At 68.2% G+C, this 23,252-nt stretch carries 23 protein-coding genes; 5 read left to right on the top strand and 18 right to left on the bottom strand.

What is annotated here, in order from left to right; all coding sequences use genetic code 11:
• Positions 1–9: 9 nt before the first annotated feature.
• The 10 genes from N1032_RS14825 to N1032_RS14780 all read right to left on the bottom strand — a co-directional run bounded on the left by N1032_RS14825 (position 10) and on the right by N1032_RS14780 (position 10,838).
• The gene (locus N1032_RS14825) at positions 10–1,017 is read right to left on the bottom strand and encodes a sugar phosphate isomerase/epimerase family protein (protein ID WP_259539924.1); all 1,008 of its coding nucleotides are present in this window, start codon (positions 1,015–1,017) and stop codon (positions 10–12) included.
• Positions 1,014–1,883 (bottom strand): sugar phosphate isomerase/epimerase family protein, encoded by an 870-nt coding sequence (locus N1032_RS14820; RefSeq protein WP_259539923.1) that lies wholly within the window; start codon positions 1,881–1,883, stop codon positions 1,014–1,016. The genes N1032_RS14825 and N1032_RS14820 overlap by 4 nt, the downstream gene beginning before the upstream one ends.
• Positions 1,884–2,723 (bottom strand): sugar phosphate isomerase/epimerase family protein, encoded by an 840-nt coding sequence (locus N1032_RS14815; protein WP_259539922.1) that lies wholly within the window; start codon positions 2,721–2,723, stop codon positions 1,884–1,886.
• Positions 2,724–2,745: 22 nt separating this feature from the next.
• Positions 2,746–3,798 carry a substrate-binding domain-containing protein gene (locus N1032_RS14810; RefSeq protein ID WP_259539921.1) on the bottom strand — a complete coding sequence of 351 codons (1,053 nt, stop codon included), beginning with the start codon at positions 3,796–3,798 and terminating at the stop codon, positions 2,746–2,748.
• A 68-nt stretch (positions 3,799–3,866) separates the two neighbouring features.
• Positions 3,867–4,922, bottom strand: a complete 1,056-nt coding sequence (locus tag N1032_RS14805) for a substrate-binding domain-containing protein (RefSeq protein WP_259539920.1) — start codon at positions 4,920–4,922, stop codon at positions 3,867–3,869.
• A gap of 81 nt (positions 4,923–5,003) precedes the next feature.
• Positions 5,004–6,035 carry an ABC transporter permease gene (locus tag N1032_RS14800; protein ID WP_259539919.1) on the bottom strand — a complete coding sequence of 344 codons (1,032 nt, stop codon included), beginning with the start codon at positions 6,033–6,035 and terminating at the stop codon, positions 5,004–5,006.
• A complete protein-coding gene (locus N1032_RS14795; protein WP_259539918.1) occupies positions 6,032–7,069 on the bottom strand; it encodes an ABC transporter permease in 1,038 nt (345 codons plus the stop codon). The genes N1032_RS14800 and N1032_RS14795 overlap by 4 nt, the downstream gene beginning before the upstream one ends.
• Positions 7,053–8,603, bottom strand: coding sequence for a sugar ABC transporter ATP-binding protein (locus tag N1032_RS14790; RefSeq protein ID WP_259539917.1), 1,551 nt, complete (start codon positions 8,601–8,603; stop codon positions 7,053–7,055). The genes N1032_RS14795 and N1032_RS14790 overlap by 17 nt, the downstream gene beginning before the upstream one ends.
• A gap of 28 nt (positions 8,604–8,631) precedes the next feature.
• Positions 8,632–9,681: a Gfo/Idh/MocA family protein gene (locus N1032_RS14785; RefSeq protein ID WP_259539916.1), complete on the bottom strand. Its 1,050-nt coding sequence runs from the start codon at positions 9,679–9,681 to the stop codon at positions 8,632–8,634.
• A complete protein-coding gene (locus tag N1032_RS14780; RefSeq protein ID WP_259539915.1) occupies positions 9,678–10,838 on the bottom strand; it encodes a Gfo/Idh/MocA family protein in 1,161 nt (386 codons plus the stop codon). The genes N1032_RS14785 and N1032_RS14780 overlap by 4 nt, the downstream gene beginning before the upstream one ends.
• A gap of 179 nt (positions 10,839–11,017) precedes the next feature.
• On the opposite strand from N1032_RS14780, the gene N1032_RS14775 reads away from it, so the two are divergent.
• Positions 11,018–12,211, top strand: coding sequence for an ROK family protein (locus tag N1032_RS14775; RefSeq protein ID WP_259539914.1), 1,194 nt, complete (start codon positions 11,018–11,020; stop codon positions 12,209–12,211).
• 23 nt (positions 12,212–12,234) lie between these two features.
• Here N1032_RS14775 and N1032_RS14770 read toward each other — a convergent pair whose 3' ends face one another.
• The 3 genes from N1032_RS14770 to N1032_RS14760 all read right to left on the bottom strand — a co-directional run bounded on the left by N1032_RS14770 (position 12,235) and on the right by N1032_RS14760 (position 14,418).
• Positions 12,235–13,074 carry an aldo/keto reductase gene (locus N1032_RS14770; protein WP_259539913.1) on the bottom strand — a complete coding sequence of 280 codons (840 nt, stop codon included), beginning with the start codon at positions 13,072–13,074 and terminating at the stop codon, positions 12,235–12,237.
• 25 nt (positions 13,075–13,099) lie between these two features.
• A complete protein-coding gene (locus tag N1032_RS14765) occupies positions 13,100–13,618 on the bottom strand; it encodes a hypothetical protein (RefSeq protein ID WP_259539912.1) in 519 nt (172 codons plus the stop codon).
• Between the two features lie 83 nt (positions 13,619–13,701).
• Positions 13,702–14,418: a DedA family protein gene (locus N1032_RS14760; RefSeq protein ID WP_259539911.1), complete on the bottom strand. Its 717-nt coding sequence runs from the start codon at positions 14,416–14,418 to the stop codon at positions 13,702–13,704.
• Positions 14,419–14,459: 41 nt separating this feature from the next.
• On the opposite strand from N1032_RS14760, the gene N1032_RS14755 reads away from it, so the two are divergent.
• Positions 14,460–15,134, top strand: a complete 675-nt coding sequence (locus N1032_RS14755; RefSeq protein WP_259539910.1) for a hypothetical protein — start codon at positions 14,460–14,462, stop codon at positions 15,132–15,134.
• Positions 15,135–15,189: 55 nt separating this feature from the next.
• On the opposite strand, the gene N1032_RS14750 is transcribed toward N1032_RS14755, so the two are convergent.
• Positions 15,190–16,149, bottom strand: coding sequence for an NAD(P)/FAD-dependent oxidoreductase (locus tag N1032_RS14750; protein WP_259540179.1), 960 nt, complete (start codon positions 16,147–16,149; stop codon positions 15,190–15,192).
• 11 nt (positions 16,150–16,160) lie between these two features.
• On the bottom strand, positions 16,161–17,675 hold the full coding sequence (gltX, locus tag N1032_RS14745; RefSeq protein WP_259539909.1) for a glutamate--tRNA ligase: 1,515 nt from the start codon (positions 17,673–17,675) through the stop codon (positions 16,161–16,163).
• A 70-nt stretch (positions 17,676–17,745) separates the two neighbouring features.
• Here gltX and N1032_RS14740 point away from each other — a divergent pair, with 70 nt between their 5' ends.
• On the top strand, positions 17,746–18,555 hold the full coding sequence (locus N1032_RS14740; protein WP_259539908.1) for a DUF1206 domain-containing protein: 810 nt from the start codon (positions 17,746–17,748) through the stop codon (positions 18,553–18,555).
• The gene (locus N1032_RS14735; protein WP_259539907.1) at positions 18,552–19,007 is read left to right on the top strand and encodes a DUF1801 domain-containing protein; all 456 of its coding nucleotides are present in this window, start codon (positions 18,552–18,554) and stop codon (positions 19,005–19,007) included. The genes N1032_RS14740 and N1032_RS14735 overlap by 4 nt, the downstream gene beginning before the upstream one ends.
• 9 nt (positions 19,008–19,016) lie before the next feature.
• Here the strand turns inward: N1032_RS14735 and N1032_RS14730 are convergent, their stop codons facing one another.
• Positions 19,017–20,597, bottom strand: a complete 1,581-nt coding sequence (locus tag N1032_RS14730) for a transporter (RefSeq protein WP_259539906.1) — start codon at positions 20,595–20,597, stop codon at positions 19,017–19,019.
• Positions 20,582–21,355, bottom strand: coding sequence for an ABC transporter ATP-binding protein (locus N1032_RS14725; RefSeq protein ID WP_259539905.1), 774 nt, complete (start codon positions 21,353–21,355; stop codon positions 20,582–20,584). The genes N1032_RS14730 and N1032_RS14725 overlap by 16 nt, the downstream gene beginning before the upstream one ends.
• A gap of 184 nt (positions 21,356–21,539) precedes the next feature.
• Here N1032_RS14725 and N1032_RS14720 point away from each other — a divergent pair, with 184 nt between their 5' ends.
• The gene (locus N1032_RS14720) at positions 21,540–22,505 is read left to right on the top strand and encodes an oxygenase MpaB family protein (protein WP_259539904.1); all 966 of its coding nucleotides are present in this window, start codon (positions 21,540–21,542) and stop codon (positions 22,503–22,505) included.
• A 34-nt stretch (positions 22,506–22,539) separates the two neighbouring features.
• Here N1032_RS14720 and N1032_RS14715 read toward each other — a convergent pair whose 3' ends face one another.
• Positions 22,540–23,142 carry an NADPH-dependent FMN reductase gene (locus N1032_RS14715; protein WP_259539903.1) on the bottom strand — a complete coding sequence of 201 codons (603 nt, stop codon included), beginning with the start codon at positions 23,140–23,142 and terminating at the stop codon, positions 22,540–22,542.
• Positions 23,143–23,252 lie beyond the last annotated feature (110 nt).

The raw sequence follows: 23,252 nt of genomic DNA, 5'->3' as shown, positions 1-23,252 counted from the left end.
CCTTCCTAGTCATTCCTGATTGGCGAACGCCGCATCGAAGGATGCCTCGGGGCGCTTCCAGAGCAGAGACCGCACGAACGCGACGGCCTCCTCGGCACCGTGCAGGCGATCCATCCCGGCGTCCTCCCATTCGATCGAGATCGGCCCGGCGTAGCCGATCGAATCCAGCGCGCGGAACGAGTCCTCCCAGGGCACGTCGCCGTGCCCGGTCGAGACGAAGTCCCACCCGCGCCTCGGGTCGCCCCAGGCCAGGTGCGAACCCAGCACGCCGGAGCGCCCGTTCGGCGCGCGAAGACGGGTGTCCTTGCAGTCGACGTGGTAGATCTTGTCGGCGAAGTCGACGATGAAGCCGACCGGGTCGATGCCCTGCCACATCATGTGGCTCGGGTCCCAGTTGAAGCCGAAGGCCTCTCGGTGGTCGATCGCCTCGAGGCTGCGCACGGCGGTGTGATAGTCGTAGGCGATCTCCGACGGATGCACCTCGAGCGCGAACTTCACGCCCTCGGAGTCGAAGACGTCGAGGATCGGATTCCATCGATCGGCGAAGTCCTGATAGCCCGCGTCGATCACGCCGGCGGGCACGGGCGGGAACATGGCGACGTAGGGCCAGATGCTCGACCCGGTGAACCCCACCACCGTGTCGACCCCGAGTTTTCTCGCGACGCGGGCCGTGAGCTTCAACTCCTCGGCCGCTCGCATCCGGACGCCCTCGGCTTCACCATCGCCCCAGACCCGCGACCCGACGATCGCCTGGTGCCGGAAATCGATCGGATCGTCGCAGACGGCCTGGCCCTTGAGGTGGTTGGAGATGGCCCAGACGTTCAGGCCGTGCCGGTCGAGCAGCTCTCTCTTCGAACGGAGGTAGGCCTCGTCTTCGGCGGCCCGCCACACGTCGAGATGGTCACCGCTGCAGGCGATCTCCAGGCCGTCGTAGCCCCAGCGGCTCGCCAGCTGTGCAACCTCCTCGAGTGGCAGGTCGGCCCACTGCCCCGTGAACAGGGTCACCGGTCGAGTCACGCCCGCGCCTCCGAGCTGAGCTCGGACCTCAGGAAGGCCAGCCCGTCTTCAGCGAGCGCGTCCATCGACGCAGCGACCGGGCGCCAGAGCGACACCGCCCGCGCGATCTCCACGACGGTGGGCAGGAACGACTCGACCACGATCTGCCCGCGGTAGTCGATGTCGCGGAGCGCTTCGAAGAACTCGGCCCAGGGCACATGGCCGGAGCCGGGGGTTCCACGGTCGTTCTCGGAGACCTGCACGTGGAACACCCGGTCACCCGCCAGTCGCACGGCGTCGCCGAGGCTCTTGTCCTCGATGTTCATGTGAAAGGTGTCGATGAGCAGACCCACGTTGCTGCGCCCGATGAGGTCGCACAGGCCGAGTCCTTGCTCGGTCGTGTTCACCAGATCGGTCTCGAATCGGTTCAGGGGTTCGATGGCCAGGGCCACCGACCTCTCCCCCGCGTAGTCGGCCACCTCGCGCAGGCTCTCGGCGGCCCACGCCCGCTGCTGCCGCCGGCCCTCGGGGTCGAGCATGCGGGTCTTGCCGGTGGCGGAGTACATCGGGCCGGCCACGTGGGGCGAACCGACCGCCTGCGCGAGATCGATGCAGGTCTTCAGGTAGGCGATGCCGAGCGCGCGCCGGTCGGCGTCTTCGTGCGACACGTCGCGGTCGGGCCCGAACGCTCCGCAGATGCCCACGGTCAGACCGTTCGCAGCGGCTTCACGGTTCAAGAACTCCGCGGTGACGATCGCCGGGTCCTCGATGCACACCTCGATCACGTCGTAGCCGAACTCGGCGACGCGCCGGAACGCGGCGGAATCGGAATCGGAGAAGGGCGACGCCAGCACGAAGGTGCTGAGACCCAGCAGGTTGTCAGCCATTCAGACCAGCCCGAGTTGCTTTTCGATGTTCTTGGTGTGGGTGATCGCCGCCTCGGTGTACGGGTCGAGGAACTCCGGCGCTCCGGCACCGGAGAGCACGCCCCAGACGTCACCCGCGGCGGGGAGCAGCTCGTACGACACCCAGCCCTGGTAGCCGACGTCGCTGATGGCCTGCACGATCGGCGTGAAGTCGGTGTGACCGAACCCGGGAGCAGCGCGGTTGCTGTCGGCCAGATGCACGTGAACCAGCCTCGAACCCAGTTTCCGGATCTCCTCGGCGATGTCGCCCTCCTCCAGACTCATGTGGAAGGTGTCCGCCATGACCCCGATGTTGGGCAGCCCTACCTCGTCGACGAACGCTGCCGACTGCCCGACGCGATTGATGAGGTAGGTCTCGTAGCGATTCCACGGCTCGACGGCGATCGTCACACCGACATCCGCCGCGCGACCGGCCACGGCCGATGCCGCCTCGACGGCCCAGGCCCATTCCTGGGCGAGGTCGACCTCCGGGCTGATCTTCATGCACGCCGTCGGGGTGAAGGTCACGACATCCGCCCCCACCTCGGCGGCGAACGCGACGTTCTCGAACAGGTAGTTCACGGCGTTCCGGCGGATGTCCGGGTTCGAGCTCACGATGTCGCGTTCGGGCGTGAAGATGCTGATGATGCTCGAGGCGACGACGCCGTTCTCGGTCAAGGCCGTCTTGATGCTCGACGCGTCGTTCTCGCTGGGCTCGCCGACCAGCTCGACTCCGTCGTAACCGAACCGGGCGACACGAGCGATGCCTTCACTGATGGGCTCGTGGCCGTAGACCAGGGTGTTGTAGGTGTAGCGGAACATCGTTCTCCTTCTGCTGGTGCTGCTATTCGGTGCGGAAGTCGTCGAGTGCGGCATCGACGTTGTCCGCCGTGTAGACGGCCGGGTCGCCGAGCACGACCACTCCGTTCGCGCCGACCGTGCGCTCGCCGAGCCGTCCGGCGTCGAACGTGTCTCCCTCGGCCCCGGTGATCTGCCCCGACACCAGCGCCGCAGTGGCGTGGTAGGTGAGGTACCCGAGATCGACGGGGCTCCAGAGAACGAACGCGGAGACCTTGCCGTCTTTCAGCAGCGAGGCGTCCGAAGGCGGCCAGCCGAGACCGGTCAGCACGAGATCAGGATTGGTGCCGAGATCGTCGCGAGCTTTGACCGAGGCCTCCAGCCCCGCCGGTTCGGGCGACAGGATGCCGCCGAGGTCAGGGTAGCCCTGCATGAGAGAGACCGCGGCGTCGTAACTCTTCTTCGAGTCGTCGTCGCCGTAGACCGTCTTCACCAGGGTCATGTCGGCATAGTCCGGTTTGGTCAGCTCTTCTTCGACGGCCGCGATCCAGGAGTTCTGATTCTGCGCGGTGCTCTGCGCGGAGAGGATGGCGAAGGTGCCGGTGTAGTTCATGTCTTTGGCCAGGATGTCGAGCATGGCGACCCCGAGCGCGGTGGCGTCGGCTTGATTGATGAAAAGCGTGCGCGCATCCGGTTGCACGTCGGCGTCGAACGCCACGACCTTCGTGTCCTGGTCGAGCGCCTGCGTCAGTGCGGGAGCCGTGGCATCGGGATCGAGCGCCGCGATGTTGATGGCGCACGCCTTGTGGAGGGTCGCGTTCTGCACGCGCTGGATCTGGCCCTGCACGTCGGCCTGCGCGGTTCCGACGAAGTCCACCGGTTTGCCGCCGAGTTCGGCCGCGGCCTCATCGGCCCCGACACGGATGGACGCGAAGAACGGGTTGTCGGTGCTCTTCGGAATGAGGCTGATGTCGCAATCCGCGAGCGATCCCGCGGCGGCATCCGAGTCGGTCGCCGACGGCGTGGACGATGCGCATCCGGCGAGCGCCAGCGCGAAGACGATCACCGCTCCCGCGGCTGGGATGAGTTTGTGGTGCATGAGACGTGTCCTTTGTGATGGAAGATCTGAGGCGGGCCGGGGCGATTGTCCCCGGCCCGCCCGGGTGACTAGTTCGTGGCCTCGAAGTCCTTCTCGATCGCGGCCTCGACGTTGTCCTTGGTGTAGACGACCGGGTCGCCCATGATGATCTCGCCGTTGGCGCCGATCGTCTTCTCACCGAGGCGCCCGGCGTCGAAGGTCTCACCCTCGGCGCCGGTGATCTTGCCCTCGATGTAGGCGGCGGTCGCGTAGTAGGTGAGGTAGCCCAGGTCGACCGGGCTCCACAGCACATAGGCGGGAACCTGTCCGCTCGTGAGGAGCTCGGCGTCGTTGCCCGGGTTTCCGAGCCCGGTCACCACGATCTGATCCTGCACGCCCAGGTCGTTGACGGCCTTGACGGCAGCCTCGAGGGCCACCGGGGTCGGAGCCATGATGCCCTTCAGCTCGGGGTAGGCGCGGATGAGCGAGACGGCCAGGTCGTAGCTCTTCTTCGAGTCGTCGTCACCGAACGTGGTCTTGACGAGTTCCATGCCCGAGTACTTCGGGTCCTTCGCCATCTCGTTCATGGCGTCGATCCAGAGGTTCTTCGAATCGGCGGTGCTCTGCGACGAGATGATCGCCCACTCGCCGGTGTCGTCCATCGCGTCGGCGAGGATCTCGAACTGCGACTCACCGAGCGCCTGGGCGGTGGCCATGTTCACGAAGATGCCCCGCGAACCCTGAGCGACATCGCCGTCCCACGCGACGATCTTGGTTCCGGTCTTCGCCGCGGCGTCGAGCGACGGGGCCACAGCCGTGGCATCCAGGGCCGCGATGCCGATCGCGCAGGACTTCTGCTGTCCGGCACTCTGGATCCGCTGGATCTGCGCGGTGACCTCACCGGCCGCCGGGCCCACGTACTCGAGCTTGCCGCCCAGTTCTTCGGATGCCTGGATGAACCCGGTGTGCACGGCCGCGAAGTACGGGTTGTCGGTCGACTTGGGGATCATGGTGACCGTGCAGTCGGCGATGGTGCGGTCTGCGCCGGCGCCTTCGGTCGAGGAGGGAGTCGTCGACGCACAGCCGGACATGGCGACGGCGAGCAGCGCTATCGCGGAAACCGCGAGCAGCTTGGGCTTGATCATGGTTTGTTCCAATCTTCGTTGATGAGGAATTCGGTGCTGGAAAGAAGGGTCTTGCGATGCTGCTGAACGTCGAGCCGTTGTCTAACCTCGCCTCCTCAACACGGCGTTCTTGAATTTCGAGATGAGAGCGGGCAGTACCACTGCGCCGATCATGAGGAGGCCGATGACGGTGTACTGGATGTTCGTCGGCACGTAGCCGAGGGTCATCCAGCTCGTCAGGGTGGTGACCAGGAGAAGCGCCAGCATGACGCCGATGAACGACCCCTTGCCGCCGTACATGCTGACTCCACCGATGAGCACGATGGCGATCACGCTGAGTTCCAGGCCCGTACCGTTGTTCGCTCTGGCACTCGAGACGTAGCCCGCGTAGAGCACTCCGGCCAGACCGGCGACGGAGCCCGAGAAGATGAACAACCCGCGCTTGACCCGCTTGACCCGGATGCCGGAGAACCGGGACACCTCGACGCTCGACCCGACGGCATACGTCTTTCTGCCGGCGGAGCCGCGGGCGAGCACGATTCCCGCGACGATGGCCACGACGAGGAACACGATGAAGCCGTTCGGAATGAGAGTGCCCGGGATGTTGCCCTGCGCGAATTGCGTGAACTCGAGCGGCAGATCGCTGACCGATCGACTCTCGAGCAGGATGAACGCGATCCCTCGGAACAGCGCCAACGTGCCGACGGTCACCACCAGCGACGGCAGGCCGACGTCGACGGTGAGGAAGCCGTTGATGAGGCCTGCGATCGCCCCGACGACGACCGCCAGGATGATCGCGAGGGCCAGAGGCATCCCGTTCTCGATCGACAGGCCGAAGATGACGCCGCACATGCCGAACACCGATGCGATCGAGAGGTCGATCTCCTCGGCGATCATCAGCCACGCCATCGGCACGACCATGAGCGACAGGCCGACGGCGCCCGCCGCGGTGATGGCGAAGTTCTCGCCGGTGGCGAAGAACGGCGAGGTCACCGCGCCGGCGATCATGACGATCACGACCAGGCCGAGGAGCGCGAACTCCCAGGGGCCGAACCAGCCGGGAAGGCTGAACCTCTTCTTCGCGGGTTCGGCGACGGGTGAGTCTGCCGGCTTCGTGCGCGTGTCCACGGTCATGAACGTGCTCCCTTCCTGCGGGCCTCGACGCGGCGGCGGATGAATATGTCGAAGACCAGGGCCGCGACGATGACGAGGCCCTGGATCGCCTGCAGCCAGAACTGCGAGACGTTGAGCAGGGCGAGTCCGATCGCGATGACGCTCAGGATCGCCGCCCCGACGATCACGCCGAGGATGCTGCCGTTGCCGCCGTTCACGCTGACACCACCGACGACGACGGCTGCGAGCACCACGAGCTCGAATCCGGTCGCGACCGAGGAGTCGACGGTGCCGTAGCGAGCACCCCACAGCACCCCGGCGAAGCCGCTGAGCACGCCGCTCAGCACGAAGGCTCCGAAGATCCATCGCTTGGAGGCGATACCCATCTTCTCCGCGGCCAGGGGGTTGCTGCCGAGGGCCAACAGACTGCGCCCGGAGTAGGTGTGGCGGATGAACACGTGCGCGATCCCCGCGATGATCAGCGCGTAGACGAAGATGCCCGGAAATCCGAAGATCGTCCACGAGGCGATGGTGTTGTACTCGGGGCTCAGGTTCTGCGCGGTGACCTGGTTCGCTCCCGCCAACGCCGAGTCGATTCCGCGATAGATGTAGAGCGTTCCGAGCGTCACCATGATCGAGGGAACCTTCAGCGTCGCCACGATGCCGCCGTTGATGGCGCCGAGCACACCGCCGAGCGCGCAGGATGCCAGCACGACGAAGATGAGCGGCAGATCGGGGTTCTTGGCTGACAAGTCGGCGGCGAAGAACGCCGTCAGCCCCACCATCGAGCCGGTCGACACGTCGATGTTGCGGGTGAAGAGCACCATGGCGACGCCGATTCCGACGATGACCACGATCGACATGTCGGTGACGATCTGGCCGAAGTTCGCGGCGCTCGCGAATCGCGGGCTGAGGATGGAGAAGAGCACGACCAGCGCGACCAGCACCAGCACGAGGCTGGTCTCGCGACGCTCGAAGATGCGGCGCAGCCCGCTCTTGCGGTGCACGACCTCCAGCTCTTCCGGGGCCTGCTTGGTGTCATCGAGCGTTGACATCGCTCACCTCTCTCGTCATTGAGGCCAGTACCTTCTCCGCGTCGAACGGCCGCTCGGTGAACTCCGCGCCCTGCCGGCCGCGGTAGAACGTGATCACGCGGTCGGAGACGGCGAGCAGCTCCTCGAGTTCGTTCGAGATGAGCACGATGGTCAGCCCTGCCTGCGCCATCGTCGACACGATCCGGTAGACCTCCGATTTCGCCCCCACGTCGACGCCCTTGGTGGGGTCGTCGAGAATGAGGATGTCGGGGTCGGTCGACAGCCACTTGGCCAGAACGACCTTCTGCTGATTTCCCCCCGACAGCGCCGACACGTCCTGAGCCGGGCCACTCGTTCGGATGCCGAGCCGCTCGATGAACGAGGTCGAAAGCCCCCGGTCCTTGGTCGGCGAAATCAGCCCGAGCCGTGTCAGCGTGTCGATCACGGCGAGCGAGAGGTTGAACTGGATGGACTGGTCGAGGATGACGCCCTCGCGGGTGCGGTCCTCGGGAACATAGGCGACCCCGTGGCGCATCGCGTCGGCGGGCGAGTGGATCGTCACGGGCGTTCCGCCGATGATGATCTCGCCGCCATCGATCGCGTCCAGTCCGAAGATGCCTCTCGCAATCTCGGTTCTGCCGGCGCCCACGAGTCCGGCGAGGCCGAGGATCTCGCCCTTGCGCACCGAGAAGTGGACGTTCTCGTAGCTGCCCTCACGCGTCAGGCCCTTGACCTCGAGGTGCACCGCACCCGGAACGACATCGACCTTCGGGAAGACCGAATCCAATGCTCGGCCCACCATGTAGGTCACGGCCGATTCCGGAGTGAAGTCGGCGACCGGGCCGGTGACGATGGTCGTTCCGTCACGGGACACGGTCACGCGGTCGGCGAGCGCGAACACCTCGTCGAGACGGTGGCCCACGAACAAGATGGCCACACCCTCGGACTTCAGTCGCGCGATGACCTCCATCAGGCTCTTGACCTCGCGCTTGCTGAGGGCCGCAGTGGGCTCGTCGAGAATGAGCAACGCCGTGTCGTCCGAGAGGGCCTTGATGATCTCGAGCAATTGCTGTTCTGCACTCGAGAGGTTCTTCACGAGTTCGCTCGTGTCGAGGTGCACGTTCAACCGGGTCATCGCCCGCAGTGCGTTCGCCTCGACCCCTTTCCAGCTCAGCAGGCCGGCGCGGTTGTGTGGCGGTGCATCGGCGAACATGATGTTCTCGGCCACCGTGAGGTCGGGGAAGAGCACCGGATGCTGGTGCACCACCGAGATTCCGAGCGCCCGCGATTGCCGCGGATTCGCGATCGTGACCTCTTCTCCCCCGACGATGATCGTTCCGGCATCCGGCCGAACGATACCGGCGAGGATGTTGACCAGGGTGCTCTTTCCGGCGCCGTTCTCGCCGAGTAGCGCGTGCACCTCGCCCCGGTAGAGATCGATCGACCCGTTCTTGATGGCGGTGACGCCGCCGAACCGTTTGACGAGGCCGGACACGCTGACCAGCAGCTCGCCCTGCGTCGCGATGGTGGGCGTCTCGCCCGGGATCACTGTCATGTGCGTCTTCCTGTTCGAATCGGGGGCGTCAGCCGGCGAGCAGCGCTGCGGCGGATTGGAGGGTGACCGGATCGCCGTCGTGGCGAGCGGACTCGAGGGTGGCCAGGATCAGCTGGAGGCTGCCGATGTTGTCGCGCACGTCGGTCTCCGGGGAGCGCCCGGAGACGATGGCCCGGCGGAACTCCGCCAGCACACCCAGGCGTTCTTCGACGTCGAGCACGTCGAGCGACACCTGCATCACTCCGGCGTTCTCGAGCGCACCGGCGAGGAAGACGGTGTCGAAGAGCGAGGTGAAGGTGATGGTGATCTGGTTGTTGCGCCACGCGATGGCACCGCGTTCGCCCTGGATGTCCCAGTCGCCGTCCCAGCTCGTGGTCTCACCGCGAGACGCCCACGACCCGGTGTAGAGCACGCGGGCGCCGCCCGCGCACTCCACGTCGAGAGCGACCGAGGCGTTTCCGGCGAACTCCGACCAGGACGGGTTCCAGCTGCGAGCCCGCAGCACGGTCGGCTCCAGCCCGACGACGCCGCGGATCTGGTCGAGTTGGTGGGCCATTCCGTCGACGATGAGCGGTTCCTCCATCTCGACGCGGAACCCTTCGAAATGCGGAGCCTTCTGGAAGTTGACGAAGACCTGCTGCACCTCGCCGATCACTCCCTCGGCGATCAATCTCTGAACCGTGCGCGGGGCTCTCTTGAAGCGGTAGTTCTGCGACACCATGGCGATCGCCCCGGAGGCCTCGGAAGCGGCGATGATGCGGCGGGCGTCGTCGAGGGTGGGTGCGAGAGGCTTTTCGATCAGCACCGGGAGTCCGGCCGCCAGGCTCGCGATCGCGACCGGTGCGTGGTTCTCCGGCGGGGTCACGACGAGAACCGCGTCGAACTCGTCGCGAACCTCGAGAGCGGCCTCGATGGTCGGATACGCCGTGGCGCCTGTGCGCTCCGCGGCCTCGGTCGTCGCCTCGAAATGCTGCGAGACGATCCCGGCCAGCGTGAAGCCCTCGCTCTTCTGCACGACATCGAGCCACGAGCTTCCCCAGGACCCGATCCCGACCTGCAACAGCCTGAGGTCGCTCATGCGGGAATCCCCTCTTCGCTCCGCGACGATCCCGCCAGGTCGGTCACGTGCTCCGGAAGGCTGACCCATTCGCCGAGCGCGTTGGAGTCGAGGATCGCCTTGGTCAGCACGGCCGCCCGGAGTCCGTCGGCGAACACGGGCAGTCCGTCGACCTCTTCGCCTCGCACCGCGCAGTAGGTGTCGGAGACGAAGGAGTTGAACGCATCCTGGTAGCCCTGCGCGTGCCCCGCGGGAACGACGGAGTACCGCGCGGCGGAGGGGTCGAGCGCGGCCTCGTCGCGCAGCGCGAGTTGCGAGCCCACGCGCTTGCCGATCCACAGGTATTCGGGGTTCTCCTGATCGAACACCAGGCTCTCCACGGTGGCGCCGATCTCGATCGCCAGCCGGTTCTTCCGGCCCGGGGCGAGCTGGCTGATCATCAGCGTTCCGACGACACCCGCCCGGGTCTCGAACACCACCGACACGATGTCTTCGGTGGTGATCTCCTTGTGATGGGCGCGGTCACCGAAGACGGTGCGCGTCAGCGCCGCGAGCTTCGCGATGCGGTCGTCGAGCACGAACTCGATCAGGTCGCAGAGGTGCGAGCCGATGTCGGCGAACGCTCGCGACGGGCCGCCGAGACGCTCATCGACCCGCCAGTCGTCGTCATCGCTCGACAGCAGCCAGTCCTGCAGGTAGGAGCCCTGCACGCTGAGCACCCGACCCGAGGCGCCACTGCGCACCCGAGCCCGCGCTTCCCTGACCATGGGGTGGAACCGGTAGGCGAATGGCACGGTCGCGACCGCGTCCGAAAGGGCGGCCAGTTCGACCAGGGCGAGGGCGTCGGCGACACTGGTGGCCAGCGGCTTCTCGCAGATGACGTGCTTGCCGGCTCGGAGAGCCGCGGCGGCGAGCGATGCATGCGTGGTGTTGGGGGTGCAGATGTGCACGACGTCGACGGCCGGGTCGGACAACAGTTCATCGAACGAGTCGTACGCCTTCTCGGCGCCGATCCTCGACGCGGCGCGATCGGCGCTCGCCAGGCTGGACGATGAGACCCCCACCAAACGTCCACCCGCCGATCGGGCGGCTCGGCTGTGCACTTCGGCCATGAACCCACCACCGACGAATGCCGATCCGAGCTTCGTTGCGCCGAAACGGCTGACGTTCGTTGTCATGTCGCAATCTGATCGCATCTCGACACCTTTTGTCAAATAAAAGTTTAAGTCGACGATTCCGCAACATATCCCTCTGTAGGGGCGTGATAAGTTGTCGCATTGAGATTAATGCCTGGCCTCGTCCGAATCTGAGCACAACGATTCGCGACAATCGCGGTCGAGGAGAGAGTGAGGTCATCGTGCCGAAAGCACCCAGCGGATTCGGCGCAGTGGAGTTGTTCCAGTTGCTTCGCGATGGACACCCTCGCACGCGGGCGGAGCTGGCGTCGATGACCGGCATCTCGCGCTCGACCATCGGGCTGAGAGTCGACGCCCTGCTCGAGAGCGGGCTCGTGCTCCCGCTCGCCGACGGCATCTCCACCGGCGGACGCCCGTCTGCCCTCGTGGTGATGAATCCGAACGCGCGACTCGTCGCCGCGGCCGACCTCGGGGCCACCCATGCGACGGTCGCCATCACCGATCTGGCCGGCAACATCCTGGTTCAGGACCGCTCGACCATCACCATCGACTCCGGACCAGAGGTCGTGTTGGGATACCTCACCCGTGCGATCGGCGCTCTTCTCGAGCAGGTCGACCGCGGGCGGGGAAATCTGGTCGCCATCGGAATCGGGCTACCCGGCCCGGTCGAGCATTCGAGCGGAATTCCGGTCAAGCCGCCGTTGATGCAGGGTTGGGACGGCTTCGACGTGCCCGAATTCGTGCGGCGCTCCTATGACGTGCCGGTGCTCGTCGACAACGACGTCAACATCATGGCGCTCGGCGAGCGCTCACTGAACTGGCCCGACGTGTCTCATTTCATCTTCCTGAAGGTCGCAACGGGCATCGGATCCGGAATCATCAGCGGCGGCGTCCTCCAGCGCGGCAGCGACGGCGTGGCCGGCGACGTGGGGCACATCCCGGTGTCGCGTGGCGCCGGGGTGGTCTGCCATTGCGGCAACACCGGATGCCTCGAAGCCGTGGCGAGCGGGCCGGCGATCGCCGCGGCGTTGCGGGCCAAAGGTCTCGACGCACAGACCGGCGCCGACGTCGTGTCCTTGGTCGCCGACGGCGATCTCGACGCGATTCGAACGATCCGGCAGGCGGGTCGCGACATCGGCGAGATGCTCAACATGTGCGTCAACATCATCAACCCACAGGTCATCGTGATCGGTGGCTCCATCTCGCAGGCCGGGGAACACCTCATCGCCGGCATCCGGGAGGTCGTCTACTCCCGGGCGATGCCGTTGGCTACCCAGCATCTGACCATCGCCCAGTCCCGCAGCGGACCGGAATCGGCGATCATCGGCGCGAGTTCGATGGCCGTCGAATACGCCCTTCTGCCCGAGAACATCGATCGGCTCGTGGGCGCCTCACAGCAATCGCGATCGGCGTGATCCCGGCCCGCTGAACGCGCCGGCTATTGCTCTTCGTGCGTGTCGGGGTCGCCGCCGAAGAGGCGGCCGTCGGGGCGGCCGAGAGCGGTGATGGCCACGACCTCGTCGTCGCTCAGTTCGAAATCGAACACATCGAGGTTCTCGGCCTGGCGCGAGGGTGTGCCGCTCTTCGGGATCGGCACGCTGCCGAGCTGCACGTGCCAGCGCAAGATGACCTGGGCAGGCGTCACACCGTGCGCGCGGGATGCGGCGACGACCGGCGGTTCTTCGTAGGGCGCGCTGCCTTTGCCCAGCGGGCTCCACGCTTCCGTGAGGATGCCGAGCTCAGCGTTGATCGCTCGCTGCTCCACCTGCGGAAATGAGGGATGCATCTCGATCTGGTTGACGGCGGGGGTCACACCGGTCGCTTCGATGACGGCCGCGAGGTGGGCACCCGTGAAGTTGCTGACGCCGATCGAACGCACCAGACCCTGCTCGCGAGCATCCACGAGGCGCTGCCACGTTTCGACGTAGTCGCCCACGCTCGGGTTCGGCCAGTGGATGAGGTAGAGATCGAGGTAGTCCAGGCCCAGGCGCCACAGCGACTCCTGCACCGTGTCGAGGGTGAACGCTCCTTGGTAGCGGCCGGGCAGCTTCGACGCGACGAACAGTTCGTCGCGGGGAACTCCCGCACGACGGATGCCCTCGCCCACGGCACCTTCGTTGTCGTAGTTGAACGCGGTGTCGACAGACCGGTAGCCGATGCGGATGGCGGAGGCGATCGCGTCAGCCCCGTCGTTGCCGCGAAGTGGGTAGGTGCCGAAGCCCAGCGCCGGGATGTGATGGCCGTCATTCAGGGCGAGTTCGGGTGCAAGCTCAGTCATGCGCCCTACGCTACTCCGGTCGACCTCAGGAGAGCCGTTCCGGATGCTGCGAGCGGCGACGGATGTCGTGCAGCGCCACCGGCCGGGCGATCACGAATGCGACCAGGTCGCCGGCCCGGATGTCGAGGGGCAGCACGCACTGCAGGTCGCCGTAACGGCGGCACGGCCGCGCCACGAACAGGGCGTCCTGCGCCCGCGATTCCCGGCCGATCAGGCGGAACGTGCTCTCGAGGGGCTCGCATCCGTCGAGCTCCGCATCCAGCCAGAGGTCGTACCCGTCACCATCCGGGGCGACGGTCACGGCCTCGACAGCGGTCACGACGATGGCGCAGTGCCGGTCGCGCGTGGCCGCAGACCACGAGCCGACGGCGGATTCGCTCACGCGCGTGCACGGCGTGCCGACTGCGCGCGCCATGCCGGCCATCGACTCCCCGGCGATGGTGACGTCGTCGCGGGTGACCGCGGCAGCGCGCGGCCACAACGCGAGGTCAGGGTGCTCGAGGTGGTGCCGGCGATACCAGTTGAGGCTGTGGATCATGCTCACGACTAGAGGTCTACGCCGCTCACCGCGTCGATCGACCACTCCTCACGGAATGCGAACGCCCGCGCCCCGAATCCTGACGGCGACTATTCGTCGCTCGATCCCGAGCCCGAGCCCGAGCCCGCGCCCGATGAGGCCGCCGAACCCGCGGACGCATCCGCCGCGCCCTCGCGCCGCGCCGCCGCCCGCTGCCGCAGGTAGGCCACCAGCGCCGATCCCACGGTCAGCACCACGATGCCGATGAGCACCCATTCCATGTAGCGCTGCACGACATCCGCCACCTCGGGAATCGACCCCAGGGCATAGCCCAGACCGATGATCACGGACGCCCAGATCGCCGCACCCAGCGCGTTGTAGCCGATGAAGTGCGTGTACTTCATCTTGCCCACCCCGGCCGCCACCGGCGCGAAGGTGCGCACCACCCCCACGAACCGGGCGATCGTGACCGCCCAGCCGCCGAACCGGGTGAAGAACGCCTGCGTGCGATCGACGTTCTTGCGGCTGAAGAAGCCCGAGTCCCGCCGCTCGAAGATCGCGGGCCCCGCCCGCCGGCCGATCAGGAACCCGACCTGATCGCCGAGAAAAGCCGCCGCGAACACGCACAGGATGACCACCGGCAACGGAAACGGGATGACACCCGTGTAGGTGAGCAGCCCGGCGAAGAACAGCAGCGTGTCGCCCGGCAGGAAGAACCCGATCAGCAACCCGGTCTCGGCGAAGATGATGACGCACACCACCAGCAGCCCCCACGCTCCTGCGCCCTCGATCGTGCTCTCGAGGTTGAAGATGTCGGTCGGGGCCATGGGGTCGACATTACTGCCCCGCGGAGTGGCACTCTGGACGTATGCAGTTCGACCGCCGGTTGACCCCAGACGAGTTCTGGAAGCACGTCGACGACACCGACGAACGCCTGCGCTCGACCTTCGCTCCGATCGAGGCGTACGGGCTCGCCCGCTGGCCCGGGTTCTCGATGGTCACCGAGTGGGACGACAGCGGCCACACCCGCGTCATCTCGTTCGCCCGCGCGATGCCTGCCACGATTCCGACGGCCAGCACGGCCCCCTTTGCTACCACCGCGGCCCCCGAGACCGTCGGCGACGGGGTTCCGGATGCCGCCGCGCTCGACCCCCGCGACCGCCCGCCCGCTCCCCCGGTGCCCGACCCGTTCGACGTGCACGTGCACTGGCGGGTGGGCGAGAGCCGCGCCGTCGTCGAACAGCTCCGCCGCCGCGAATCGGCCCTGGAGGCCCGCAACACCGCCTGGTACCGCCCGGTCTACCCCACCGAGCACCTGCCCGACCGCATCGTCGACATCAAGGTCGACGGCCGTCGCGAGCCCTTCGAGGTGTGGGTGCGCGGCGCGGTCTGGTGGGCCGCCACCACGCTCGGCGGCCGCACCCTCGCCGTGTCGGCGCGCGACGTGCCCTTCGAAGACGTGGCCTTCCGGCGGGTCACCGACGTCGAGCCCTACCTCGAAGGCCGCCGCGCCTGGCTGCGTCGCGTGCGCGGCGAAGCCTGACGACGGCGATTCGCGAGCCGCGCGCCGGATGCCGCGCGCCGGATTCCGGATGCCGCTACAGCGCGCCCAGCAGGTGACGGTTCACGGATGCCGCCACGCGTGCCCCCGCCCCGGCCGCCACGATCAGCTGCTGCGGCCCGGGCGGCGTGATGTCTCCGGCGGCGAACACGCCGGGAACGGAGGTCGCTCCCCCGTCGGAGACCACCACGAAGCCGTCGCCGTCGAGCACGAGGTCGAGCTGCGACGCGAAACCGAGCGGCACCGACCAGATCGGCCGCACGAATCCGCCGGTGCGCGGCACCACGGTGCCGTCGGCGAGGGCGACGCCGGTGAGCCCCGAGCGGTCGCCCACGACATCGGCGATCTCACGGCGGTCGACCGCCACCCCGCGGGCGCCGAGCCCGGCCTCTTCGGCTGCGGTCACGGCATCCGACCCGTTGGTGAACACGATCAGGTCGCCTGTCACCTGCGAGATGAGCAGCGCACGCTCAGCCAGATCGGCGGTCTCGCCGATCAGCGCGAGCGGCTCGCCGGCCTTCTCGTAGGCATCGCACTCGATGCAGCTGTGCAGGCTCGTGCCGTAGTAGGCGCGCATGCTGGGCAGCGCCGGGAGGGTCTCGCTGAGCCCGTTCGCCAGCACCACGACCGGCGCGGTCACGCGGCGATCGGCCGACCCGCGCACCCCCCGCGACACGACGAGGAAGTCGCCGCCCGCGTCATCCCCTTCCGGCGGCGTGATCGAGTCGACGAGCCCCTGGTGGAACTCGGCGTCGGGGTAGGCCGAGAACTCCTCGCGGCCGAGCGCCCGCAGTTCGAGGGGCGAGACGCCGTCGCGGGTGAGGAAGCCGTGCGAGATGAGCGTGGCCGAGTGCCGGGGGCGGTTGCTGTCGAGAATCAGCACCCGGCGTCGCGCCCGCACGAGGTTGAGGCCCACGGAGAGCCCCGCGGGGCCGCCCCCGATGATGATCGCCTCGAACCGGTCGCCGCCGTAGGGCGTCAGCACCTCGGAACTCATCCGATCGTCGCTCACCGGCGGTTCACGAGCTTGGCGAGTCGCGCGATGGTCTCCTCTTTGCCGAGGATCTCCATCGATTCGAACAGCGGCGGCGACACCTTGCGGCCGGCCACGGCCACCCGCAGCGGGCCGTAGGCGATGCGCGGCTTGAGGCCCAGGCCGTCGACGAGCGCCGTGGCGAGCGCGGTCTGGATCGCGTCGTGCGCCCACTCCGACAGCGGAATCTCCTCGAGCGCGTTGATGGCGCCGTTGAGCACGAGCCCCACGTTGTCGGGCAGGGTGGCGAGGGCGTCGTCGGTGTAGGTCAGCGCCTCGGTCGTCACGAAGAACGGGCCCACCAGGTCGGGGGCCTCGCCGAGCAACGCCATGCGGGTCTGCACGAGCGGCGCCACGGCCGCGAGGGTCTCGAGCTGGCCGTCGTCGAGCGGCACCGTCACGACGCCGGCGGCCTCGAGGTAGGGCACCATCCGCGCGGCGAAATCGTCGACCGCGAGCAGGCGGATGTGGTCGCCGTTGATCGACTCGGCCTTCTTCAGGTCGAACCGCGCCGGGTTCGGCAGCACGTCTTCGACGTCGAACGCGGCCACCATCTCGTCGAGCGAGAACACGTCGCGGTCGGGCGCCAGCGACCAGCCGAGCAGGGCGAGGTAGTTCACGAGACCCTCGGGAATGAAGCCGCGGTCGCGGTGGTGGAACAGGTTCGACTCCGGGTCGCGCTTCGAGAGCTTCTTGTTGCCGTCGCCCATCACGTAGGGCAGGTGCCCGAAGCGGGGCACGAAGGTGGTGACGCCGATGTCGATGAGCGCGTGGTAGAGCGCGATCTGCCGCGGTGTCGACGAGAGCAGGTCTTCGCCACGCAGCACGTGCGTGATGCCCATCAGGGCGTCGTCGAGCGGGTTGACGAGCGTGTAGAGCGGATGCCCGTTGGGCCGCACGATCACGAAGTCGGTGAACGAGCCGGCCGGGAAGGTGATCTCGCCGCGCACGAGATCGTCGAACGAGAGGTCGTCGTCGGGCACGCGCAGGCGCAGGGCCGGCTGCCGGCCCTCGGCGCGGAAGGCCGCCTTCTGCGCGTCGGTGAGGTCGCGGTCGCCGTTGTCGTAGCCGAGCTGCTTGGCGCGGCCCGCGGCCTCGTTGCGGGCGTCGATCTCTTCCGCCGACGAGAAGCTCTCATAGACGTGGCCGGCGTCTTGGAGGGTCTGGATGATCTCGCGGTAGATGTCGTAGCGCTCCGACTGGCGGTAGGGAGCGTGCGGGCCGCCGACGCCGACCCCCTCGTCCCAGTCGAGGCCGAGCCAGGTCAGCGCGTCGACGATCTGCTCGAAGCTCTCTTCGGAGTCGCGGGCGGCATCCGTGTCTTCGATGCGGAAGACCATCGTGCCGCCGGTGTGACGGGCGTAGGCCCAGTTGAACAGGGCGGTGCGCACGAGGCCGACGTGCGGGGTGCCGGTGGGGCTCGGGCAGAACCTCACGCGAACGTCGGAGCCGGTGGCGGAGGAAAACGGATGCGGGGAAGTTGCGCTCATGACCCGCCAATTCTAGGGGCTGTGTGCCCCGGGCGTCCCGGATGCCCCGTGGTCATGCCACGCTTGTGACATGACCACGACCCCGAAGCGGGCGGCGCGCGACGTCAGCCAGAGCCGCGTCTTCCGCACCCTCGCCCGTTCGGGCTATGCCGTGAACGGGCTGCTGCACATTCTCATCGGCGGCATCGCCATCGGCATCGGCGTGGCCGGGGGCTCCGGCGGCGAGGCCGACCAGTCGGGCGCGCTGCGGCAGGTGGCGCAGACGCCGGGCGGCCTCATCGTGCTCTGGCTCGCGGTGGTGGGGCTGTTCGCCCTCGGCCTCTGGCAGGTGGTGACCGTCGTTCTCGTCTCGAATCCCGACGCGAAGAAGAAGTGGGGCAAGCGGGCCGTCGAGGCCGGCAAGGGTGCGGTCTACTTCGTGCTGGGCGGCACGGCGCTCGTGTTCGCGCTCGGCGGGTCGACGAACTCGTCCGACTCGAGCCAGTCGTTCAGCGCGCAGGCGCTCGCCACGCCGGGCGGTGTGTTCCTCGTGATCGCGGTCGGGCTCGCCGTGTTCGGCTTCGGAGTGGGCTTCGTGTTCATCGGCGCGCAAAAGCGCTTTCGCAAGCTGATCACGGTGCCGCCGGGCGCCGCGGGCCGCACCGTCGTGGGGCTCGGCATGGCCGGCTACATCGCGCAGGGCGTGGCGATGGCGGTGGTGGGCGTGCTGTTCGTCGTGGCCGCCGTGACGGTCGACCCCGAGAAGGCCTCCGGGCTTGACGGTGCGCTTAAGGCCCTCGCCGATCTGCCGTTCGGCATCGCCATCCTCATCGCGGTGGGCATCGGTTTCATCGCCTACGGGCTGTTCCTGTTCGCCCGCGCACGCCTGGCCCGGTTGTGACCTCGGCCGGGTCACCGTGGGCCGGTGCCGCCTCCGCCTCGGTCGACGCGCACCTCGACGCGCTCGCGCACCCGCGGCGGGCCGAGATCGAGGCGCTGCGCGCGATCATCCTAGCGGCGGGAGCCGGGGCCGACGCCGGGGCCGACACGGACACAGGCGCCGAGCCCGTCGCACGCATCACCGAGAGCGTCAAGTGGAACTCGCCGAGCTACGCCACGGCGCGCGGAGACTTCGCCACGATGAACCTGCGCCCCACCGCGGTGCGCGTGGTGCTGCACACGGGCGCGAAAGCCGACCCGGGGCATCCGGATGTCGCCATCGACGACCCCTCGGGCCTGCTCTCGTGGCTCGGCCACAACCGCGCCCTCGTCTCCTTCTCGACGCTCGCCGACATCGACGCCGGGCGCGACGACTTCATCGCGGTGCTGCGGCAGTGGATCGCCCAGTTGTAGCTCGGAGGCTCAGGCGGCGCTGCGCTGCGACTTGAGGCGCACGAGCAGGTCGGGGGCCGCACGGTCGAGCTGCGCGCCGCCGATGCGGAGGCCGAGCACGAGAAAGACGGTGCCGAGCACGACGCCCACCACGAGGGTGAGCCAGCCGAGCAGCGCGGAGTCGAACACGAGGCTGAGCACCGCGAGCACCGTGGCCGGCAGCACCAGCAGCAGCGACACGCCCCAGGTCGCGAAGCCCGAGAGCGCCGTGGTGAACCCGGCTCCGGGCGCCGACTTGAACGGGTTGTCACCCGCCTGCGGCACCGGGATGATGATGCGCGCCGACGAGATGCTCACCACGCCGAAGCCGCCGAGCAGCGCCGCGGCGGCGAGCCCGAACAGCAGCGGCAGCACGCTCCACGACGAGGTCAGCGCCACCGGCACGACCGTGCCGAGCACCACGAGCGGCACCGCGATGATGGCCAGTGCCCACACGCGGCCCAGCCGGTCGTCGATGCCGCGCACCCCATCGGCGATGTGCGCCGCGAACGCGGTGCCGTCGTAGGAGATGTCGGCGTAGATGCCGAGCGCGAGGAAGAAGGCGATGAGGGGCCCGGTGAGGTTGAACAGCACGGGCGAGCCGATGTTGTTGGAATAGAACCACAGCAGCACCGGCACGAGGGGCACGATGATGAGCTGCCGGGCATAGCGCGGGTCGCGCCGCCAGTAGGTGAGCGAACGCGCCGCGATGGCTCCGGCGGGCGTCGCCGGCAGCACGCCGAACAGCCCGGTCTTGCCCTTCGCCACCCGCTTCGCCGACGACGAGGGAGGGGTCACAAGCGCCACCCCGAGGCTCCACCGCCACACCACCACGAGCAGCGCGAGCGTCGCGAGCGCGATCGCGAACTTCGCCGCGGCCGGCCCCCAGTCACCGATCGCGACATCCGCCGGCACCGACCACGCGGCCCCGAGCGGCGACCAGCTGAGCCCCCGCGCGAGGCCGGGCAGTGCGTCGGCCGAGGTCGCGATGCCCTGCGACAGGCCCGCGATGAGGGGCCCCAGCAGAATGATCGGAATGAAGATCAGGATGCCGCTCAACTCGCGGAACCGCCGCTTCGACGACAGACTCGTCGAGAGCGCCGCGACCGTGCGCGACCCGACCACGCAGATCAGCACGGCCACCGCCCCGCTGATCACGGCGGCCACGGCGGCGGCCGGCGACCGCAGCCAGGTGGCCACGGTCGCGAGGGTGGCGATCGACGTGATGATGCCCGGCACCCCGAGCACGCCCGCCAGCGTCAACGCCACCAGCAGCTTGTTCATCGGCAGCGGGAAGACCATCAGCCGTGCCGGGTCGAGCGTCTGCTCGATGCCGAAGGCGACGAGGGGCACGAGGATCCAGCCCAGGATGAGCGCCGACCCGGCGAGGATGAGGATCGTCGACGCCAAATCGACCGGCGCGAAGCCGAGGAAGATCAGGCCGACCACCGCGAGCCCCAGGATGGCGAGCCCGTAGAGCGCCCCGATGATCGTGGCCACCAGCTGCCACGTGCTCCGGCGCAGCGAGTTGCGCAGAACGAGGAAGCGAAGGGCGATCAGCGTCGCAACCATTCCGGCCCTTCCGCGTGGGTGCGACCGCCGACGAGCTCGACGAAACGGTCTTCCAGGGTCGACGAACCGCGCACCTCGTCGACCGTGCCGGCCACGAGCACGCGCCCGGCGGCCACCACGGCGACGTGGTCGCACATGCGCTGCACGAGGTCCATCACGTGGCTCGACACGATCACGGTGCCGCCGTTCTGCACGTAGCCGGTGAGGATGTCGCGGATGTTCGCCGCCGACACCGGGTCGACCGACTCGAACGGCTCGTCGAGCACGAGCAGGCGGGGAGCGTGAACGAGCGCGCACGCGAGCGCGATCTTCTTCGTCATGCCGGCCGAGTAGTCGACCACGAGCGTTCCCGCCGCCTCCTCGAGGTCGAGCAGCTTCAGCAGATCGGCCACCCGCTCGGCCACCTCGGCGCGCTCGAGGCCGAACAGCAGGCCGTTGTAGGTCACGAGCTGCTCGCCGGTCAGGCGGTCGAACAGCTTCACCCCGTCGGAGAGATTGCCGATCAGCGATTTCGCCTTGATCGGGTCGTGCCACATGTCGACGCCGTGCACGAGCGACTGACCGGCATCCGGTCGCAGCAGTCCCGTGGCCATCGAGAGCGTCGTCGTCTTGCCGGCGCCGTTCGGGCCCACGAGGCCGTAGAACGACCCGACCGGAACGGTCAGGCTGAGGTCGTCGACCGCGACCTTCTCGCCGAACCGTTTCGTCAGGCGGTTGAGTTGCAGCGCGGGCTGCGTCTCGCCGGCTGGAATCGACATGCGGATGTCCCCTCACCTGTGTGTCGTGTGTCACGAGCGGCGACGACCTGACCGATGCCGTCACCGCCCTTCCACTCTGGTGGCTGCCGCGCAGATCGACAACCGTGCACGCCGCAATCGCGCAAATCGCCGTGAACTCCCTGCGCGAAATGCCCGCGCCGCACGCGAGGAGTTAGCTGAGGGCATGACCGCTGATGACGCCGTGACGCGTGACCGACGCCGCGAACGCGGCACGCTCGCCGCCCGCTGGCGCTCGCACCTGTTGTCGACGCTCTCGGGTCGCGACGACGGGCGGCCGGAGTGGGTCGGCGACATGGTGACCGGCGACGACGTCGGGTTCTTCGGCCCCGGGTCGGCCGCCTGGGCGGTGCACGGGGGCATGGCGACGATGGTGGCCGGCATCCGGGCCCTGCTGATGCAGACACTGCACCCCGGCGCGATGGCGGGCGTGCACGACTGGTCGCGCTACCGCGAAGACCCGCTCGGCCGGCTCTCGGGCACCATCCGGTGGCTGGTCACCGTGACCTTCGCCGACACCACGATCGCCCGCCGCGAGTCGGGGCGGGTGGCGAGGTTCCACGAGCGGGTTCGCGGCACCTACACCGACGCCTCCGGCGTCGAGCGCGCCTATCAGGCCGGCGACCCCGAGCTGCTCTCGTGGGTGCACGTGGTGTTCACCGACGCGTTCCTCGCCAGCCACACCCTGTGGGACGCCCCGATTCCCGGTGGCGCCGACGCCTACGTGCGCGAGTGGACGGTGGCCGGCGACCTCATCGGCGTGCCGAATCCGCCGCGCAGTGCCGCCGAGCTGCACGAGCAGCTCGAGGGCTTCCGGCGGGCCGGCACCCTCGTGAGCGACGAGCGGGTCGCCGAGGCGGTGCGCTTCATCCGCCGCCCTCCGCTCGCGCGGGGCATGATGCCCGCCTACCGGGTGATGTTCGCGGGGGCGGTAGCGTCGCTGCCTAGAGAGTACCGCCGCCTGCTGGGCCTGCGACGCTCGCCCCTGCCGGTGATCTGGGCCACCGGGCGGGTGCTCGCCGTCGTGCGCTGGTTCATGGGCAGCGCCTCGTCGTCAGAGGATGCCGCCATGACACGGGTGCGCCGGCTCGAGGCCGAGGGCAAGGCCACCGAGCCGGCGGCATCCGTGTGACGTCGCTCGCCGCGACGGTCGGGTTCGGTTCCGCTTACGCGGCGACCGACTCGTCGTCGAGCTCCTCGGTGCTGACGCTGGGGGCGTGCAGCGGCTCGAGCGCCTTCGACCACGCCACGAGCTGATCGAGCATGGTGTCGACCATGGGCTCGAGGTAGTCGCCGGGGGTGAAGACCGAGAAGTTCTCGAACTCGGTGACGAGCGAGATCGCGACCTGCGCGCGCACGGTGGCGAGCTGCAGCTCCGAGGCGATCAGGCGCAGGTGCTCGACGGCGCGGGCCCCGCCGACACCGCCGTAGCTCACGAAGGCGGCGGCCTTGTTGTTCCACTCCTTGTAGAGGTAGTCGAGCGCGTTCTTCAGCACGCCCGAGGTGGAGTGGTTGTATTCGGGGGTCACGAACACGAAGCCGTCGAACTCCGAGATCTTCGCCGACCAGGCCTTGGTGTGGTCGTTCTGGTAGTTGCCCCAGGCGGCCGAGCCGGGCTCGTCGAGGTGCGGCAGCGGGTAGTCGGCGAGGTCGATCAGCTCGAACTGGGCGTCGTCGCGACGCGATGCGATCTCGAGCACCCATTTCGCGACTGCTTCTCCGTTGCGGCCGGGGCGCGTGCTGCCGAGGATGATGCCGATCTTGGTCATTGTTCTCCTTAGGAACTTTTCGTGCGTCTTGCGCGTTGTCAGTAGTGCGAAACAGTCCAGACGCCGATTTAGTCCCGTCTCGGGCCACGCACTTCTATGTGCCCCACGAA

The organism is Herbiconiux daphne, from assembly GCF_024979295.1.
GTDB classification, from domain to species: domain Bacteria; phylum Actinomycetota; class Actinomycetes; order Actinomycetales; family Microbacteriaceae; genus Herbiconiux; species Herbiconiux daphnes.
Note: the sequence above shows the minus strand (reverse complement) of the source record. Positions and strands in the feature narration are given on the sequence as shown.

Bases quoted from the DNA above. Each gene is read 5' to 3' on its own strand.
- N1032_RS14750 (WP_259540179.1), bottom strand. From the start codon at position 16,149: ATGAGTTCCGAGGTGCTGACGCCCTACGGCGGCGACCGGTTCGAGGCG.
- N1032_RS14720 (WP_259539904.1), top strand. From the start codon at position 21,540: ATGACCGCTGATGACGCCGTGACGCGTGACCGACGCCGCGAACGCGGC.
- N1032_RS14800 (WP_259539919.1), bottom strand. From the start codon at position 6,035: ATGACCGTGGACACGCGCACGAAGCCGGCAGACTCACCCGTCGCCGAA.
- N1032_RS14820 (WP_259539923.1), bottom strand. From the start codon at position 1,883: ATGGCTGACAACCTGCTGGGTCTCAGCACCTTCGTGCTGGCGTCGCCC.
- N1032_RS14810 (WP_259539921.1), bottom strand. From the start codon at position 3,798: ATGCACCACAAACTCATCCCAGCCGCGGGAGCGGTGATCGTCTTCGCG.
- N1032_RS14740 (WP_259539908.1), top strand. From the start codon at position 17,746: ATGACCACGACCCCGAAGCGGGCGGCGCGCGACGTCAGCCAGAGCCGC.
- N1032_RS14730 (WP_259539906.1), bottom strand. From the start codon at position 20,597: ATGGTTGCGACGCTGATCGCCCTTCGCTTCCTCGTTCTGCGCAACTCG.
- N1032_RS14805 (WP_259539920.1), bottom strand. From the start codon at position 4,922: ATGATCAAGCCCAAGCTGCTCGCGGTTTCCGCGATAGCGCTGCTCGCC.
- N1032_RS14795 (WP_259539918.1), bottom strand. From the start codon at position 7,069: ATGTCAACGCTCGATGACACCAAGCAGGCCCCGGAAGAGCTGGAGGTC.
- gltX (WP_259539909.1), bottom strand. From the start codon at position 17,675: ATGAGCGCAACTTCCCCGCATCCGTTTTCCTCCGCCACCGGCTCCGAC.
- N1032_RS14790 (WP_259539917.1), bottom strand. From the start codon at position 8,603: ATGACAGTGATCCCGGGCGAGACGCCCACCATCGCGACGCAGGGCGAG.
- N1032_RS14780 (WP_259539915.1), bottom strand. From the start codon at position 10,838: ATGACAACGAACGTCAGCCGTTTCGGCGCAACGAAGCTCGGATCGGCA.
- N1032_RS14755 (WP_259539910.1), top strand. From the start codon at position 14,460: ATGCAGTTCGACCGCCGGTTGACCCCAGACGAGTTCTGGAAGCACGTC.
- N1032_RS14725 (WP_259539905.1), bottom strand. From the start codon at position 21,355: ATGTCGATTCCAGCCGGCGAGACGCAGCCCGCGCTGCAACTCAACCGC.
- N1032_RS14760 (WP_259539911.1), bottom strand. From the start codon at position 14,418: ATGGCCCCGACCGACATCTTCAACCTCGAGAGCACGATCGAGGGCGCA.
- N1032_RS14770 (WP_259539913.1), bottom strand. From the start codon at position 13,074: ATGACTGAGCTTGCACCCGAACTCGCCCTGAATGACGGCCATCACATC.
- N1032_RS14715 (WP_259539903.1), bottom strand. From the start codon at position 23,142: ATGACCAAGATCGGCATCATCCTCGGCAGCACGCGCCCCGGCCGCAAC.
- N1032_RS14815 (WP_259539922.1), bottom strand. From the start codon at position 2,723: ATGTTCCGCTACACCTACAACACCCTGGTCTACGGCCACGAGCCCATC.
- N1032_RS14785 (WP_259539916.1), bottom strand. From the start codon at position 9,681: ATGAGCGACCTCAGGCTGTTGCAGGTCGGGATCGGGTCCTGGGGAAGC.